The following is a 16,736-nucleotide window of genomic DNA, read 5'->3' as shown; positions in this document are numbered from 1 at the left end:
CGTAGGCCGGTCCTGTTCGGCTTCACTCCGTCAGCGGCGTCCCGTTGCCGGCGCTGGTAGGGCGCGGGACGGCCGTGCCCGGGGCCACCAGGTCGGTGAGACCGAGCAGAGCGAACAGCAGCAGCAGATCCGGCCCGGCGCCGACGACCACCAGACGCCGTCCGTGGCGGCGGGCGGTCAGCCGCAACCGGGCCACCGCCTCGACCACCACCACATCCGGTTCGCGGATCCCGCCGACGTCGAATTCCACCAGTTCGCCGGCCCGTCCGCGCAACAGATCGGCCAGACGGGCACACAGCACCGGAATGTCGGCGCGCGTGACCACCACACCGACCGCGAACCGAACCGCAGAGTCCCCCATGCTGTAGGTGACCGCCGCCGGCCCCGGAACTCATCGCTGGCCGACCGGGCAGGATTCCGCAGGTGCCGGCGGGATGTCACCCATCACTACGTCGGTGTTACGCCGGGGCGGAGACCACGACCGTCCACACGGCGGCGGACCACGGGGCTCGGCACGGACCTTGCCCGGTCGGCCGCTCCCGTTCTATCACGCCCGCCGCCCGCCGCCCGCCGCCCGCCGCCCGCCGCCCGCCGCCCGCCGTTGCTCGTCGCTCGTCGCTCGTCGCTCGCCCGTCGCTGTCGCCTGCCTGCTGCTGTCCCGCGACCCCGCTGTCTCGTCCGCCTGCCGCCGTCCCGCGAATCCGCTGTCGCGTCTTTGTCTTGCTGTCCCGCTGGCGGCGGTCAGGCGGCCACCCGCTCGGCGACCCGGAACTCGGCACCGCACTCGGGGCAGGAACATCGACCGAACAGCAGGCCGACCGTGGCCGCCACCTCCGGAAACCCGCTGGTCAGCGCCTCAGCGTGCAGGCGGGCCGCAAGTGAAACCGACAGGTCCGGCTCGATCCGCGAGTCGGTGGGGTCCAGCGACAGCAGCTGCTCCGCCTCGCACGAGGGGCATTCGACGCCCACTTCACCGTCGTTGATCAGGTCGAGCTGCCGGCCCCACGTGTCGTCCCCGTCGAACCCGAGGACGGCCTGCTGCATGTATACGAACATCCGTTCGTCGGAGGCACCGGCCGCGAGGTTCTCGATCGTCAGCGCCCGCAACGCCGCAATCTCCGGCGCATATTGTTCCCGGTCACGGCCGACGATGTCGACGGCGATCAGCCCGCCCAGTACGAGGGCCTTCTCCCGCTCACCGACCGTGAATCCGGCACAGGCATCCGCCAGCCACGGCAACAGTCTCTCGCTGCCCAGGACCGCGTCGCCCTGGTTGATCGACTCGTGCCAGACGACGTCCCATGCTGCCGACCGCGGATCAGCGGCCGCGTCGATCATGGCCTGTTCCAGAACGGTCACACCGCCATCCTGCCGGATTCCCCACCACCCCATGCGGGCGACTGCCAGGACAGCGAAGGTAAGGAACGGCGGCGAGCGCCCTGGAGCGGCGGTAACAGAGGTGGGCGACGGCCCGGTATCGGCGACCGCGGGCGCGGTACCGGCGGCGGCTCGGCGGCCCGACAGTGCGGCGGTGCGGCGCCCCGACAGTGCGGCGGTGCGGCGGCCCGGCAGTGCGGCGGTGCGGCAGCCCGGCGGTGCGGCAGCCCGGCAGCGGGGAGGCTGCGCGGCCTAAAGTTCCCCACTGCCGGGCCACCGTGGATCGGCCGATCCCCCCGAAGGGCCGATCCCGTCCCGCCCGGCCCTCCATGGACCCGGCCGGCCCCGGCCGACCCCCCGGTCGGCTCCGGCACGGCCGATCCCCACGAAAGACCGGGCCGGGAACGGCTTACCCCTGATGGCCTGATCCGCGCCAGGCCACGGCTCGGTGCGGCGCCTCCGGGTGGCGGCCCGGACGTTCGGCGCCGCACCGGGGCGAGACCCGGCGTGGATCAGGCCCGGCGGTCAGCCGAAAACGTGCGACAGACCCGGCTCCTGGCGCTGAACCGGCACCCGGGTGGGCAGCGGGTCGTCCACGATGATCGAGCGTTCCACGGCGATGGCGTGCCACAGGCAGAACATCGCGACGGTCCACACCTTGCGGGAGCGGTCGGCGCCTCCGGCCCGGTGCTCGGCGAGCAGGCCCCGCACATACTCCAGGTCGATCAGGTCGCCGGCCTGGGAGGTGCTGAGCAGGTGGTCCACCCAGTCGCCGATCTGGCCGCGCAGCCACAGCCGGGTCGGCGTCGGGAAGCCCAGCTTCTTGGCCGAGCGCACCGACTCGGGCACGATGCCCTTCATCGCCTCACGCAGCGCGTGCTTGGTGGTGGTGACGCCGGGCGGCAGCTTCAGGTCGGTCGGCAGGCCGGCGGCCGCGGCATACACCTGCTGGTCCAGGAACGGCACCCGCAGTTCCAGGCTGTGCGCCATCGACATGCGGTCGGCCTTGACCAGGATGTCGCCGGGCAGCCAGGTGTGCAGATCCACATACTGCATGGAGGCGACGTGGTCGACGTCGGCGGTCTCCGCATACAGATGTGCGGTGATCGCGGTGTGCGGCTGCGACGTGAACCGCATCACCCGGGCCTTCTCCTCCGGGTCGAAGATCCGCGCGTTGCCGTAGTAGCGCTGCTCGATCGGGGTGGTGCCGCGCTCCAGGAACGACCGGCCCCGCACCCCCTCGGGCAGCACCTCGGCCAGGTGCTTCAGGCCCCGCTTCATGCCGGGCGGCAGCCGGTCGACGCGGTCGAGCGACAGCGGCTCGCGGTAGATGGTGTAGCCGCCGAACAGCTCGTCCGACCCCTCCCCGGACAGGACCACGGTCACGAACCGGGACGCCGTCTGGGCCAGGAAGAACAGCGGGATCAGCGAGGGGTCGGCGATCGGGTCGTCGAGCAGCTGGATGATCCGCGGCAGGTGGGTCAGCACGTCCTCGTCGCTGACGACCGTCGGGGTGAGCCGGATCCCGAGCTGGTTGGCGGTGTCCTGGGCGATCTCGATCTCCGAGTAGCCCTGGGCGGCGAACCCGGCGGTGAACGCGTGCAGGTCCGGCTTCTCCCGGACGGCCAGCGCCGCGATCGCCGACGAGTCGACGCCGCTGGACAGGAACGTCCCGACCGGCACCTCGGCGTGCATGTGGGCGTGGACGCTGGCGGTCAGCGCCTCGCGGATCCTCTGGTACGCGTCCTCCGGCTCGACCCGCAGCGGGCGCAGCGACGGCCGGAACCAGCGGTGCATGCGCACGCCGCCACCCGGCGTCCAGATGATCCGGTGACCCGGCGGCAGCCGGCGGATGTGCCGGTGCAGGCTCATCGGGTCGGGCACGAACTGGAACGTCAGGTAGTGCGCCAGCGCCTCGGTCTCCAGGGCCGCGCCGGCCGGCGCCGCGAACGGGTCGAGGGCCTTGCGCTCGCTGCCCAGGAACAGCCCGTCAGCGGTCTCCAGCATGTAGAGCGGCTTGATCCCGAAGGCGTCGCGGGCCGCGTGCAGGGTGCCGGTGCGGTGGTCGTAGGCCACGAACGCGAACATGCCGCGCAGCCGGGGCAGCGCCGCCTCGCCCCAGTAGTGGAACGCCGCCGCCAGCACCTCGCTGTCGCCCTCGGTCGCGAAGACGGCGTTGTGCACCCGGATCAGCTCGGCCCGCAGCTCCCGGTAGTTGTAGATCTCACCGTTGAAGACGACCGTCCACCGGTCGGCGTAGTGCAGCGGCTGGACCGAGTGCTCCCGGTCGATGATTGCGAGACGCTTGAAACCGAACGCGAACCCGTCGCCGAATTCGATCTGGGTGTCGTCCGGGCCACGGTGGTGCAGGGTCGCCAGTGCGGCGGCGAAGGCCTCACGGAACGTGGCGTCCAGCGGCCCCGGGTCGGGGCGGCTGCTGACAAAAGCGCTCAGGCCACACATCGAAAGATCCTCCTCAACGATTCAAGGAGCCGACCGTAGGCCTCGACCTGTGAAGAACCTGTGCGGAAGATGCCGAGAATGTGCGCGGCACGAATCCGGGACCTGATCTTCATAGGTTCCTCGCATTGTTGGCCGGCCTGGACAGCCTGGGACAGAATTCGAGCCGTGACCGCCCGCATCCTCGTAGCCGACGACGATCCCAAGCACGCCCAGCTGATCCGCCTCTACCTGGAGCGCGAGGGTCATCAGGTGCTGACCGTGGGTGACGGTCGGGCTGCCCTGGAACAGACCCGGGCCCGCCGTCCCGACCTGGTCGTCCTGGACTGGATGATGCCGGAGGTCGACGGCCTCGACGTCTGCCGGATCCTGCGCGCCGACTCCGACGCCGCCCTCGCCAACGTCGCGATCCTGCTGGTCACCGCCCGTTCCGCGGAGAACGACATGCTCCTGGGCCTGGACATCGGCGCCGACGACTACCTGAGCAAACCGGTCAGCCCGCGCGAGCTCACCGCGCGCATCCGCGCCCTGCTGCGCCGCACACGCGGCAACGAGGCCTCCGAGATCCTGCGGGTCGGCGCGATCGAGGTCGACGCACCCCGATTCGAGGTACGGGTGAACGGCGCCCCCGTGCGGCTCACGGCCAAGGAGTTCGGCATCCTGGAGCTGCTGGCACGTGAGCCGGGCCGGGTGTTCACCCGCGGCCAGATCCTGGACAAGACGTTCGGCTTCGAGAACGAGGTGTCCGAGCGCACCGTCGACGCGCACGTCGTCAACCTGCGCCGCAAGATCGAGGTGAACCCGGCCGAGCCGCGGTATGTGCAGACGGTCTACGGGCGGGGGTATCGGATGGCCGAGCCGTGAGTTTCCGTCTGCGGATCTTCCTGCTCGTGCTGGTCGTCGCCGGTTCGGCGATCGGCGCGACCGCCTGGCTGACGCTGAGCCTGGCCTCCCGCGAGGTGGCCCGGGTGGCGGAGGCACGCGACCGGCACGAGGCCGAGATCGTCGACGCGATCCGGCTGTTCGGCGTGCTCAACGGCCAGTGGCTCGGCATCGACGCGGTGGTCAGCGAGCTCTCCGACCAGACCGGCCTGCACATCCGGGTGGAGACCCGCGACGGTGAGGTGCTGACCGACTCCGACAACCTGGAGCGACGGGCGGCCGGCCCGGTGCAGCTGCTGCCCAGCAACGTCGAGCCGGTCCCGTCGCTGGACACGGCCATCCAGATCGCCGCGCAGAAGGCCGGCGCGGCGATCGAGTCGAAACTGGCCGCCGCGGGCAGGCGCACGCCGGGGGTGCTGCCGGTCACCGTGCCGAGGCGCCCCGACCTGCCGGCGGACCTGTTCCAGGCGGAGAGCACCACCGCATCACCATCGGTGCGGGCGCTGGTCCAGGCCGCGCAGTATCGGGCGGCGCTGATCGCGGTCCGCTGCATGGCCGAGGTCGGCGACTGGTCCTCGGCCCTGACCACCGACCGGCCACCGTACCTCGATGACGAGCGCCTCAACGCCGAGCCGAAATGCGTCGAGGACGGCATCACCGCGGTCCGTCGCGACACGACGTGGCGCGACGAGGCCTGGGCCCGGATGGGCGACTGTGAGATCACCGGCGCCGGGTATGACAAATGCCTTTTCATCGGCTTCCAGCAGGCGGTGGCGAGCCCTTCGGTCGTACCCGTGGAGATCTATTTCGGTGCGCGGCAGGACCAGGACCTGGACGTGCTTCAGCAACCCGCGCTGCTCGGTGTCGCCGCGCTGCTGCTGCTCGCCGCCCTCGGCACCGCCGGTATCGCCCGGCGGGTGAGCCGGCCGGTGCGGCTGCTGACCGGAGCCTCCCTCCAGTTGGCCGCCGGCCGGCTGGACGTGCGGGTGCCGACCCGCGGCGAGGACGAGCTGGCACGCCTGTCCGGGGCGTTCAACGCGATGGCCGAGGCGCTCCAGCGCAGCGAGGAACGCCAGCGGCGGCTGGTCGCCGACGTCGCCCACGAGCTGCGCACGCCGCTGTCGAACCTGCGCGGTTATCTGGAGGGCCTGGCCGACGGGGTGATCGAGCCGTCGCCGGAACTGTTCGCGTCGCTGCACGAGGAGACCCTGCTCCAGCGCCGTATCCTCGACGACCTGCAGGTCCTGGCGCTGGCCGAGGCCGGTGAACTCGGCTACGACCCGGTGCCGTTCGACCTGTCCGAACTGACCGAGATGGCCGCGACCGCACACCGCGTGATCGCCGGGCACGCCGGCATCGACGTGATCGTGGACGCCCCCGAGCCGGTCGAGGTGTGCGCCGACCCCGACCGCCTGCGGCAGGTGGTCAGCAACCTGATGAGCAACGCGATCCGTTACACCGACGCGGGCGGCCGCGTCGAGTTGCGGGTCAGCCGCGACGGACCGGACGCGGTCCTCACCGTCCACGACACCGGCGTCGGCATGAACGCCGACGAGGTGGCCCGCGTCTTCGACCGGTTCTGGCGAGCCGACCCGGCCCGCCAGCGCGCCACCGGTGGCTCCGGGCTCGGTCTCACCATCGTCCGGCGTATCGTCGCCGACCAGGGCGGTGACGTCACCGCCACCAGCGAGCCGGGCCTCGGCACCACCTTCACCGTCCGGCTGCCCGCGGTCACCGACATAGCCCGCATCCTGGACAACCGACCACCCCGGCCCTGACCCGAAGCCACCCGCCACCACCCGGCGGGTGGAGATCCGAAGCGGCTCGGCTCCGCGCGAGCGGGTGCCCCGTGGCGGGCGCGGATGGGCGGAGCGGTTCGGCGTCCGGGCGGCTCGGGGCCGCGGGGCGGGTGCGGGCCGGTGGGCCGGCTCCGCGCGGGCCGGTGTCGTGGGGTGGCTCGGCGTTCGGTCGGGTCGGGGTCGCGGTGCGGATCGGTGGGGCGGGGCCTTGTCTTCGGGCCGGTGTCAGCCGGCCGGTGTGGCGCCCGCCAGGGCGGCGATCTCCAGGGCCGCCCTGCGTGGGTCGCCGTCCCAGCGGCTCGGGAAGGCGTCGACCAGCTGCCATCCGGCCCGGTGCAGGGCCGACTGACGGTCCAGGTGCGCGTCCGGGCCGTCCGGGTGGACCCCGCACAGGACGCCGATGGCGGCGCCGGCCGGACCGGCGCACAGGTCGAGGCGCCACGATCCGACGGCGTAGCCGGGGCGGACCGGGACGTCCAGGCGTTCCAGCTCGGTGGCGAGCCGTGCCGCCCATCCGGTGGGCGCGGCATCGTCCGGAAGCGCCCTGGCCGGTGCGTCGGCGTAGGCGATGTAGTCGCCGATCAGGCCGTCCGCGGCGGTCAGCGACGACAGGAGGACCAGGCGGTGACGGGCTCGGGTGATCATCACGTTGAACAGTTGGGGGTCGGTGACGAAACGCCGCCGGCCGGCCGCGTCACCGTCGACCAGGCCGAGGGAGACCACGACCGCGTCGGCCTCACTGCCCTGGAAGGAGTGGACCGTGCCGACCCGCAGGCCCAGTTCCTCGATGCGTTCCACCGGGAAGGCGGCGACCAGGGCGGATTCGAGCGCGTCGGCCTGGGCACGGAACGGTGTGATCACCCCGATGCTGCGGAACCCGGCCCCGGCCAGTTTCTCGACCGCATCGATCGCGGCAGCCACCTCGGCGGCGTTGACACCGTCCTCGACCGCGGCACCACCGACCGGGACGACGTCGATCGCGTCGGTGGCGTCGGTGGCCGGGGTGCGCGTCATCGTTGCGATCCGGCCGCCGTAGAAACGACGTGCCGAGAACCCGATCAAGTGCGGCACGCTGCGGTAATGCTCCGTCAGCCAGGTCGTCGGCGCGGCCGAGGCGGCCAGGTCGAACGTGCTGACCCGGCGTACGTCGAGCCGGTCGTCGGCGCCGTGCCGGTCGAGGACCTCACTGACCCCGGCGTCGCTGACGAACGACACGAACCGCAACTGGCGCGGATCGCCGACGACAAGTGCCCGCCGCGCACGGGCCAGCACCGGCGCGGCCCGGATCTGGTCGACGTGCGACGCCTCGTCGATCACCACCAGATCGAACATTCCGGGCGCCGCGGGCAGCAGATCCTCCACGTCGGCGACCGTGCCGATCCACAACGGCAGCGCCCGCACCAACGGCGCCGCATCCATCCGTGCCAGCAGTTCCCGTCGTCGGCTGCGACCCGCGCGCAGGGCGGTGGCCAGCGCGGACGCGGCCCGTCGACCGTCGGTGTCCCAGCGTTTCTCGCTGCGGCCCGCATGCCGCATTGCGGTACCGGCGGACGCCCGCAACACCGCCTCGGCCTCGTGCAACGCCTCCCACCGGCGTGCGAGATCACCCCCGCCGGTCACCGCGAGACGTGCCGCGGCCCGCTGCGCGGTCGCCGCCGCCACCGCCTCCCAGACCCGCGCCAGAGGTACGTCCGGACGCGCCCGCACCAACCGCCGGGCCCGCTTCACCGCCGAGCCCGCCCGCCACCGGGCCCACCATCCGGTCGGCTCGTCCGGCCCGCTGCCGGCACCCGCGAACAGCACACCGGTGTCGATTGCCGGCGGAGAGCCGGTGGGATCCATGGGGGTGACCAGACCGGCGTCGCCCGTGGTTGCGGGGCGGGCGGCCCAGGGTGGGGGAGTGCCGAGCAGACGGATCACCGACGGGAGGTCGACGGTGTCGTCGAAGGCTCCGGGCACGTCGACGGCCAGGGCGGCCAGCAACGGTTCGAAGGCGGGCAGTACGGCTGCGGACTGTTCGGCCCGCAGGATCCCTTGTATCTCGGATCGGATGGTTCGTACCGTATGGAGGTTCTCGGTGACCGCCTGCCGGTCGGCGCGCAGTTGCCGCGAGCTGACGCCTTCGTCGGCGCCCGCGGCCAGCCAGGTGGCCAGGCCGTCGCGGCTGCCGGTGTCGCCGAACAGCACCGGCTCCGGGGCCGGGTAGCGGGCCAGCAGGGCCGCGAGCACCTCCGCGGCATGCGGGGACTGGGTGGCGATCAGCACCGAACCACCGCTGTGCACGACTTCGAGGGCGGCCGCGACGACGGTGTGGCTCTTGCCGTTGCCGGGCGGCCCGGACACGACGGTGACCGGCGCGGACCGGGCCCGCGCCACCACCCGGGCCTGCGCCCCGCTCAGCGGAAGCGGCGAGACCACGTCGTCGTCGGTATCCTCGGCGAGGGAGAAATCGGACGCCACGGCAGCGTCCGGTGGAAACGCCGCCGACGGGCGTGATGAAGGGGCAGGCCGGCCGGGCGGCGACGCGGTGGTCGACGTGGCGGCCGGGGACGAGCCGTACACGGCGGCCAGCGCCGTCTGCGACAGGTCGCGACCGGCCCAACTGCGCAGACTGTCGCGTGGGGCGGCGCCGAAGACATCGCGGACCACGTACAGCGCCGCGCCCGCCACCAGCACCAGGCGGTCGGTGGGCAGGCGGCCGCCGGGTTCGGTGACGGCGTCGAAGTCCAGACCGGTGGCCTCGGCGGCCGCGGTCAGCCAGGCGCGGGCGCCGATCACTTCCAGCCAGCCGGGGATGCCGAGGCCCGGCGCGTTCTCCAGGGACGCCGCCAGCGCCCGGTCGGCGATCAGCGGGGTGACCGCGCTGTCGCCGGCGACTGTCACCCGGTAGCCGGTGAGCGCCCGTTCCAGCCGCACCGGCTGGCTGAGCAGCGGTACCCGGACCTTGCGCATCCTGCCGTCGATCTCGGTGCGGCCGGCCAGGAAACCCCAGCCGCGGTGCAGGATCCGCTCCTCGCGGTGCAGGGCGTCGACGGCGGCGAGCCGGTCGCCCTCCCGGCGGGTGGCCCGCTCGGAGTCGGCGAGCCACACCAGCGGCTGCGAACCGTGGGTGACGTCCAGGATCCGGTCGGTGCCGGCCGGGGCCAGCTCCGCCAGGACGGCCAGAACGGTCCGTTCAGTGAGAGCCAACGGCGAGCACTGTCCTCTCAGCGAGTGCCTACGGCGAGGATTGTCCTCTCAGCGAGAGCCCACGGCGGGCGCTGTCCTCAGTGCGGGCCGACGGCGGTGACCGTGATCGCGGCGGTGCCGGCCTCGTCGGACTCGGCCAGGTCGACCGTGGCGTCGATGCCCCAGTCGTGGTCGCCCTCGGGGTCCTCGAAGACCTGCCGGACGAGCCACTGGGTGGCGCCCTGCTCGATGTGCAGGAACGCCGGGCCGCGGGCCGCCGGGCCGGTGCCCAGCCTGTCGTACTCCTCGAAGTACTCCTGGATGGCCTTCTGCCAGCGTTCCGAGGTCCAACCGTGCTCGGCGTCCATCTCGCCGAGCAGATCCCAGCGGCGCAGCGCGGCCAGCTCGACCCGGCGGAACATGGCGTTGCGGACCAGCACCCGGAACGCGCGGGTGTTGCGGGTGACCGCGGGGGGCTTGTCGTCGATGCGGACCTCCGCTACCGGAGCGTCCGGGTTCTGCAGGCGCGACCACTCGTCGAGCAGGCTGGAGTCGACCTGCCGGACCAGCTCCCCGAGCCATTCGATCAGGTCGGTCAGTTCCTCGGTACGGGCGTCCTCCGGCACGGTCTGGCGCAGCGCGCGGTACGCGTCGGCGAGGTAGCGCAGCACCAGGCCCTCGGAGCGGGACAGGCCGTAGAACGACACGTACTCGGTGAACGTCATGGCCCGCTCGTACATGTCACGGACCACCGACTTGGGCTTGAGCTCGTAGTCGGCGACCCACGGATGCCCGCGACGGTACGTCTCGTACGCCGCGTCGAGCAGCTCCTTCAACGGCTGCGGCCAGGTCACGTCCTCCAGGAGCTGCATGCGCTCCTCGTACTCGATGCCCTCGGCCTTCATCGCGTTGATCGCCTCGCCGCGCGCCTTCTTACGCTGCTCGGAGACGATCTGCCGCGGGTCCTCCAGCGTCGACTCGATCACCGAGACCACGTCCAGCGGATACTCCGGGGACTCCTTGTCGAGCAGCTCCAGGCAGGCCAAGGCGAACGGCGACAGCGCCTGGTTCAGCGCGAAGTCCAGCTGCAGATCCTCGACGAGCCGATAAACGCCCTCTTCGGTACGTTCGATGACGCCACCCGCGACGAGTGCCCGCGCGATCCCGACCGCCCTGCGGATGTGCCGGCGCTGGGCGGGCCGCTCCTCGTGGTTCTCCGTCAGCAGGTGCTTCAGGGCCGGGTACGGGTCGCCGCCCCGGTTCATCACGTTCAGCAGCATCGCGTGCGACACCTGGAACGACGACGTCAACGGCTCCGGCTCGGCGTCGACCAGCCGCTCGAACGTCGGCCGGCCCCAGCCGATCTGCCCCTCCGGCGGCTTCTTGCGCACCACCTTGCGGCGCTTCTTCGGGTCGTCACCGGCCTTGGCCAGCGCCCGCTCGTTGTCGATCACGTGCTCCGGCGCCTGGATGATCACCGTGCCCATGGTGTCGTAGCCGGCCCGGCCCGCCCGGCCCGCGATCTGGTGGAACTCCCGGGCCTTGAGCAGGCGGGTCTTGACCCCGTCGTACTTCGACAGGCCGGTGAACAGCACCGTGCGGATCGGCACGTTGATACCGACACCGAGGGTGTCCGTGCCGCAGATGACCTTGAGGAGGCCGGCCTGGGCGAGCGTCTCCACCAGCCGCCGGTACTTCGGCAGCATGCCCGCGTGGTGCACGCCGATGCCGTGCCGGACCAGCCGTGACAACGTGCGCCCGAAGCCTGCGGTGAACCGGAAGTTGCCGATCGCCGCGGCGATCGCGTCCTTCTCCGCCCGCGTGCACATGTTGATGCTCATCAGCGACTGCGCCCGCTCCAGCGCCGCCACCTGCGTGAAGTGCACGATGTAGACCGGCGCCTGTTTCGTCGTCAGCAGCTCTTCGATCGTCTCGTGCAGCGGTGTCATCGCATACTCGAAGGTCAGCGGCACCGGCCGTTCGGCGTTCGCGACGACGGCGGTGTCCCGCCCGGTCCGCTTCGTCAGATCGTCCTTGAACCTGGCGGTGTCCCCGAGGGTCGCCGACATCAGGATGAACTGGGCCTGCGGCAGCTCGATCAGCGGCACCTGCCACGCCCAGCCCCGGTCCGGTTCGGCGTAGAAGTGGAACTCGTCCATGACGACCTGGCCGACGTCGGCGCCGGTGCCCTCCCGCAGCGCCAGGTTCGCCAGGATCTCCGCGGTGCAGCAGATGATCGGGGCATCCGCGTTGACATTCGCGTCACCGGTCAGCATGCCCACGTTCTGGGCGCCGAAGACCGCGCACAGGGCGAAGAACTTCTCACTCACCAGTGCCTTGATCGGCGCGGTGTAGAAGGTGGTGCGGTTGTCGGCCAGCGCCGCGAAGTGCGCGCCGGTCGCGACCAGGCTCTTACCCGAGCCGGTCGGGGTGTTCAGGATGACGTTCGCCCCGGTCGCGATCTCGATAAGCGCCTCCTCCTGGTGCGAATACAGGGTCAGGCCCTGCTCCGCCACCCACGATTGAAAGGCGTCGAAGACGGCGTCAGGTTCGGGGGAGCCCGGGATGCGATCGGTCAGCGTCATGATCGGTCAAGTGTGTCAGCTCGCCCCGAACGCGGCGTACAGGGGACCGGCGATACTTCCGGCCACCCCGAGGATGGACGCGACGACGGCGACGGTTGCTCCGAGTTTTCGCATGGGGCGCACTCTGCCCCAGCACGGTTGCGGGAACGGTTGCCGCCCGGTTGTAGCGTCACCGGCGCGGTGCCGCCGGTCCCGGCGCCGTCACCGCGTCACCGCCGGCGTGGGCGGGCCGTTGCGCTGCTGCACCACATGGTTGAGCTCATGGGCCGCGGCTGGTTCGCGCTGCTCCGGGGCGAACGGGATGTCGCCGTCGGTGGCCGCGGGTCTCTGCACGGGTGCACCGCCGCCGGGACCGCTCACCACGTCGCCGGGCCGGATCATCGGCTGGGCGTGCGCCGCCGCCTGCCGGGCCTGCGCGACGGCGCGGGCGGTCACCATCATCGCGCGGGCCTGCGAGACCTGCTGGAGGGCGACCGCGTACGCCAGACGCTGCTGCTGGTGGACGACCGGATCCGGGGAGTACGGGTCGAGGATCATCGTCCCGGCCACGATGAGACCCTGGGCCGCCGCGAGCTGCCGGGCGGCGAGCATCGTGGTCTGCGCGCCGGTCAGCGTGTCGGCGTACTCCGAGAGCGTCAGCGCGGTCGCGTCGACCTCGGCGCGCAGTGCGTCGGCCCGGACCGCGGCCGCGGCCATCCGGTCACCGAAGGCGGCACCGGCCGACCCCAGCCAGCCGTGCCGGGCCTCGTCGCCGGCGGCACGCAGCGTGGTGGCGCTGCCGTCCACCTCGAATCCGAGCCGGTCGCGCAGATACCGGGAGCCGGCGTACAGCGTCACGGGACCGCCGTCGAGGCGGGTGTCGATCGGCATCATCGGCTCCCGATGTTCCGGGCGTTGCCGAGGTCCTCGTCGGCGTACGTCCGGTTGGCCTGAAGAACCCGGGCGGCGGCCTCGTCGAGGCCGCCGGCGAGTGCGGTGGCGTTCTGCACGAGCCGGGTGATCAGGTCTTCGAAGATGGGTGTGTCGGTGCCGGCGTCCGGTGTGCCGGGGCCGCCGCCGCTGGCGGCCCGCAGGGCACCGCCGGAGCGCCGCAACCGGTCGGCGATCCCTTCCAGCGACACGGGGTCGACGTGCAGTCGATCGGTCATCGGTTGTGCTCCTCCCAGGACGGACGCCCGGGTGTACCCGCGCCACGTTGGATCGGTTCAACCACGCATCGAACTTTGTTCACGACCGTCGGTGACCGCCAGGAGAGGAAGAATCGGCCCTGCTCGATGATCCGCGCCCGGCCGGCGCCGGAAGCCGCTTCGACCTCGGCTGGCTCTCACCGCTGTCTCAGCCGACCTGAGACAGCGGTGAGAGCCAGCCGTCAGGCCGGGCGGGCGCCCGGACCGTTCAGCGGGCGGCCGTTCAGTGGGCGGGGAGACCGGCCATCGCCTCGGCGTAGCGGCGCAGATGGGGCTTCGTGGTCATGTCCGCATACCGCCGGAACTGGTCCCGGCACTCCGCGAGCAGGAAACCGCCGGTCATCGCCGGGAGCGGGAAGAAGATCCCGTCCTGCGTGCCCGGCTGCCACACCGAGGCCACACCGGCCGCGCCGTCATCGGGGGCGTCCAGCCCGAAGTAGATTTCCGAAACCCCCAGGGTCAGGGCGGTACCCAGGCACATCAGGCACGGCTCCATCGTGATGCCGAGCACCAGCGGCTGCTCCCGGCGGGTCCAGCCGAGACGCTCGTCGGCCTCGATCATGGCCAGCAGGTCGGCGTGCACCAGGCGGCGGCCGCGGGTCCGCTCCGACGTGTGGCCCCGGCCGATGATCTCGTCGCCCATCGCGACGACCGCGCCGATCGGCATCTCACCGGCCCGCAGGCCCTCCTCGGCGACCTCCAGTGCCCGACCGACAAGTTCCTCCGGTGTCATCCGGCCATGCTGCCACGAACGGGACGTCGAGACCGCCCAGGTGGTCACGATGCCGACCTCGGTCAGCCGGGCGGGCAGCCGCCCCGGCGAGGGCGACCAGTCCGATGACGGCCCGATCCCGGCGTCGACCTCGTGTTCAACGATGTCCGTCACTCGCGCCACCCTACGGCGCACGACAGAGCCCGGCCGGGTGTGCCCGGCCGGGCTTGGTGCGGGGTGGTTTCAGATGAGCCAGCGGTTCTTCTGCACGATCGGCAGCTTCGCCCACCAGCGGCCCAGGCCCCAGGTGTGCCCGGCGTAGGTCAGGGCGAGCACCGCGGCGGTGACGCCGTAGACGACGTGGTAGTCGACGAGCGGGTTGCTCGACCGGGTGGCCTCACCGGCGCTGGTCTCCTGGGCGAGCGGCCATTCGGCGACCCACATGAAGGCCATCATCAGGCCGGCGGCGACGGCGGCGATCCGCAGGCCGATGCCGAGGATCAGCGCGACGCCGACGCCGAGCAGGCCCAGCATGAACAGCCAGTCGGCCCAGACGGCGCCGGCGATGGTGTGGAAGAAGCTCTCGAACGGTCCGACCGCGACTCCGGAGAGGAATCCCTTGGTCGGCGATCCGCCGTTGATCCAGGCCTTGGCCGCGGGAGTCGCGTACCCGAGGCCGAAGGTCTTGTCGAGAAAGGCCCAGAGAAAGACGAATCCGGTGCCGATCCGCAGGGCCGCCAGCAGCCGGGCGGCGGTGTGCGTGATCATCGAGCCGGGTGCCTCGACCTGCTCGAGCTGTGTGACGTGGTGGCGAGCGGTGGTGGCCATCTGGTCCTCCTCCAGGCGATGTCCTCACCTATGACTGTCCGCCGCGCCGGGCGTCGGCGCCCGTGCCGAAGACCCCCTTCCGGGCCCGCGAAGGTCCCGCCCGTTTCGGGTCCAACGGCCCCCCGGTGGGTACGGCTCCCCGCGTACCGGACGGCCGGCCCGGTGCCTGCCGGGGGGTCCACGGCGAAACGACAGCCCGGGCACAGCCCTGGCCCGTAGTCATCTCCGGAGGGCTCCGGCGGGTGTGTCGAAAGGGATCTTTCGGGCTTTGCCTGCCGATCATTGCGGGGTGTGACGAAGATGTCACAGGAGGGGTGGTGGTGCCGAATGGTGGTCCTGCTGGTGGCGACGCTGGGCCTGATCGCCGCTGCCGCGCTGGCCTTCTGGCCGTCCCGCGACGAACGGGGCGAGCCGGACCGGGCCGCGACGGCACCGGAGGGCGGGCACGCCGAGCCGGCCGCCCCGAGCAGCCTGGAAGGTGTGCTCACCGCCCAGTTGATCGCCGGGGAGATCACCCGCTCGCAGTATCTGCGCGCCCAGGAACAGATCGCCGCCCGCGACGAGGCACGCCACCCGATGAACGTTCCCTGGGATGATGCTCATCCCTGACGTCCGTCCGGACGCGGGGAGGAGGAGACGTCATGGCGGAGATCGTGCTGATCCGGCACGGGCAGACCGAGTGGAGTGCCAACGGCAGGCATACGTCGTACACCGATCTGCCGTTGACCCCCGAAGGCGAGCGGCAGGCCCGCGCCGCCGGTGAGCGGATCGCCGGGCGTGCGTTCACCGCCGTCCTCGCCAGCCCGCGGCAGCGGGCCCGGCACACCGCCGAGCTGGCCGGGCTCACCGTGACGGAGGTGACCGAGGATCTGGCCGAGTGGAACTACGGCGACTACGAGGGCATCACCACCCCGCAGATCCGCGCGGGGCGGCCCGGCTGGTCGCTGTGGGCCGACGGCTGCCCCGGCGGTGAGTCGCCGGAGCAGGTCGGTGCCCGCCTCGACCGGGTCCTGGCCCGCGCGCGGGAGCTGCTGGCCGGCGGTGACGTGGCGCTGATCGGCCACGGTCACTGCCTGCGGGTGGCCGGCGCCCGCTGGATCGGCCTGCCCCCGGCCGGTGGTGGCCTGCTGAAACTGGACACCGCCACCTACTCGGCGCTCGGTTTCGAACATGACAGCGACCCGGTGCTCGCCACCTGGAACGCGCACGCCTGAAAGGCCAGGCCAGGGCCGTCGAGCTGACAACCAACACACAGGATGCGCACATGGTGGCGCACAGGCGCGAGGCGAATCGTGGAGATCACACGAGGGAACCGGGCTAGGAGAGACCACCATGCTTGTGCAGACCGAACACGACATCGCCCCCGCCGCGCAGCCGACCGTCGCCGTCCTCGGGCAGCGCAGCCGGGTCGCGGCCCTGCCGCAGCACCTGCCGCACGGCTGGCTGATGCGCATGGTCGACGGCCTCGACGCCGTCCGTCCCGGGGAACTGCTGGTGATCAGCGGCGCCACCGTGCACGACGTGGGCCTGGCCCGGGCCGTGCTGCCGCAGGCCACCCGGGTGATCGCCCTGATCGACGACTGGGCCGCCGCCGAACTGGTCTCCGGTGTCCTGACCGCCGGCGCCGACGTCTGCGTGCGCGGCGGCCACCCCGGCATCCTGGCCGGGCACCTGGTCGCCTGCCGCCGCCGTCAGCTCTCCGATCGTTGGGCGGCGGTGGACCTGACCGGGGCATGAT

14 protein-coding genes are annotated in these 16,736 nt (G+C 71.9%); 5 read left to right on the top strand and 9 right to left on the bottom strand.

Going from position 1 to position 16,736, the window contains the following annotated elements:
• Nucleotides 1–22: 22 nt before the first annotated feature.
• The 3 genes from BC793_RS00945 to asnB form a co-directional block, all read right to left on the bottom strand.
• Nucleotides 23–361 carry an STAS domain-containing protein gene (locus BC793_RS00945; protein ID WP_203896087.1) on the bottom strand — a complete coding sequence of 113 codons (339 nt, stop codon included), beginning with the start codon at nucleotides 359–361 and terminating at the stop codon, nucleotides 23–25.
• 380 nt (nucleotides 362–741) lie between these two features.
• The gene (locus tag BC793_RS00940) at nucleotides 742–1,359 is read right to left on the bottom strand and encodes a hypothetical protein (protein ID WP_146246149.1); all 618 of its coding nucleotides are present in this window, start codon (nucleotides 1,357–1,359) and stop codon (nucleotides 742–744) included.
• A 543-nt stretch (nucleotides 1,360–1,902) separates the two neighbouring features.
• Entirely contained in the window at nucleotides 1,903–3,840 is a 1,938-nt protein-coding gene (gene asnB / locus BC793_RS00930) for an asparagine synthase (glutamine-hydrolyzing) (protein WP_109588608.1), read from the bottom strand.
• 156 nt (nucleotides 3,841–3,996) lie between these two features.
• On the opposite strand from asnB, the gene BC793_RS00925 reads away from it, so the two are divergent.
• Nucleotides 3,997–4,701 (top strand): response regulator transcription factor, encoded by a 705-nt coding sequence (locus tag BC793_RS00925; protein ID WP_203896092.1) that lies wholly within the window; start codon nucleotides 3,997–3,999, stop codon nucleotides 4,699–4,701.
• A complete protein-coding gene (locus BC793_RS00920; protein WP_109588606.1) occupies nucleotides 4,698–6,497 on the top strand; it encodes a sensor histidine kinase in 1,800 nt (599 codons plus the stop codon). The genes BC793_RS00925 and BC793_RS00920 overlap by 4 nt, the downstream gene beginning before the upstream one ends.
• A gap of 246 nt (nucleotides 6,498–6,743) precedes the next feature.
• On the opposite strand, the gene BC793_RS50135 is transcribed toward BC793_RS00920, so the two are convergent.
• From BC793_RS50135 to BC793_RS00890, 6 genes are all read right to left on the bottom strand, one after another.
• Nucleotides 6,744–9,707, bottom strand: coding sequence for an AAA domain-containing protein (locus tag BC793_RS50135; protein WP_109588605.1), 2,964 nt, complete (start codon nucleotides 9,705–9,707; stop codon nucleotides 6,744–6,746).
• Between the two features lie 77 nt (nucleotides 9,708–9,784).
• Entirely contained in the window at nucleotides 9,785–12,271 is a 2,487-nt protein-coding gene (locus tag BC793_RS00910) for a DEAD/DEAH box helicase (protein WP_109588604.1), read from the bottom strand.
• Nucleotides 12,272–12,472: 201 nt separating this feature from the next.
• Complete coding sequence (locus BC793_RS00905) at nucleotides 12,473–13,141, bottom strand: hypothetical protein (RefSeq protein ID WP_109588603.1); 669 nt, start codon at nucleotides 13,139–13,141, stop codon at nucleotides 12,473–12,475.
• Nucleotides 13,141–13,419, bottom strand: coding sequence for a WXG100 family type VII secretion target (locus BC793_RS00900; RefSeq protein WP_109588602.1), 279 nt, complete (start codon nucleotides 13,417–13,419; stop codon nucleotides 13,141–13,143). Before BC793_RS00900 ends, BC793_RS00905 begins: the two co-directional genes overlap by 1 nt.
• A gap of 262 nt (nucleotides 13,420–13,681) precedes the next feature.
• Nucleotides 13,682–14,344 (bottom strand): nucleoside deaminase, encoded by a 663-nt coding sequence (locus BC793_RS00895; protein WP_109588601.1) that lies wholly within the window; start codon nucleotides 14,342–14,344, stop codon nucleotides 13,682–13,684.
• A 69-nt stretch (nucleotides 14,345–14,413) separates the two neighbouring features.
• On the bottom strand, nucleotides 14,414–14,998 hold the full coding sequence (locus tag BC793_RS00890) for a DoxX family membrane protein (protein ID WP_109588600.1): 585 nt from the start codon (nucleotides 14,996–14,998) through the stop codon (nucleotides 14,414–14,416).
• A gap of 300 nt (nucleotides 14,999–15,298) precedes the next feature.
• Between BC793_RS00890 and BC793_RS00885 the strand changes: the two genes are divergently transcribed.
• From BC793_RS00885 to BC793_RS00875, 3 genes are all read left to right on the top strand, one after another.
• Nucleotides 15,299–15,607 (top strand): hypothetical protein, encoded by a 309-nt coding sequence (locus BC793_RS00885; protein WP_109589060.1) that lies wholly within the window; start codon nucleotides 15,299–15,301, stop codon nucleotides 15,605–15,607.
• Nucleotides 15,608–15,639: 32 nt separating this feature from the next.
• Nucleotides 15,640–16,212: a histidine phosphatase family protein gene (locus BC793_RS00880; protein ID WP_109588599.1), complete on the top strand. Its 573-nt coding sequence runs from the start codon at nucleotides 15,640–15,642 to the stop codon at nucleotides 16,210–16,212.
• Nucleotides 16,213–16,330: 118 nt separating this feature from the next.
• Nucleotides 16,331–16,735, top strand: coding sequence for a hypothetical protein (locus BC793_RS00875; protein WP_109588598.1), 405 nt, complete (start codon nucleotides 16,331–16,333; stop codon nucleotides 16,733–16,735).
• The last annotated feature ends 1 nt before the right edge of the window (nucleotide 16,736 follow it).

It is taken from the genome of Actinoplanes xinjiangensis, assembly GCF_003148685.1.
GTDB classification, from domain to species: Bacteria; Actinomycetota; Actinomycetes; order Mycobacteriales; family Micromonosporaceae; genus Actinoplanes; species Actinoplanes xinjiangensis.
Note: the sequence above shows the minus strand (reverse complement) of the source record. Positions and strands in the feature narration are given on the sequence as shown.

Bases quoted from the DNA above. Each gene is read 5' to 3' on its own strand.
- BC793_RS00885 (WP_109589060.1), top strand. From the start codon at position 15,299: ATGTCACAGGAGGGGTGGTGGTGCCGAATGGTGGTCCTGCTGGTGGCG.
- BC793_RS00905 (WP_109588603.1), bottom strand. From the start codon at position 13,141: ATGCCGATCGACACCCGCCTCGACGGCGGTCCCGTGACGCTGTACGCC.
- BC793_RS00945 (WP_203896087.1), bottom strand. From the start codon at position 361: ATGGGGGACTCTGCGGTTCGGTTCGCGGTCGGTGTGGTGGTCACGCGC.
- asnB (WP_109588608.1), bottom strand. From the start codon at position 3,840: ATGTGTGGCCTGAGCGCTTTTGTCAGCAGCCGCCCCGACCCGGGGCCG.
- BC793_RS00880 (WP_109588599.1), top strand. From the start codon at position 15,640: ATGGCGGAGATCGTGCTGATCCGGCACGGGCAGACCGAGTGGAGTGCC.
- BC793_RS00900 (WP_109588602.1), bottom strand. From the start codon at position 13,419: ATGACCGATCGACTGCACGTCGACCCCGTGTCGCTGGAAGGGATCGCC.
- BC793_RS00910 (WP_109588604.1), bottom strand. From the start codon at position 12,271: ATGACGCTGACCGATCGCATCCCGGGCTCCCCCGAACCTGACGCCGTC.
- BC793_RS00875 (WP_109588598.1), top strand. From the start codon at position 16,331: ATGCTTGTGCAGACCGAACACGACATCGCCCCCGCCGCGCAGCCGACC.
- BC793_RS00890 (WP_109588600.1), bottom strand. From the start codon at position 14,998: ATGGCCACCACCGCTCGCCACCACGTCACACAGCTCGAGCAGGTCGAG.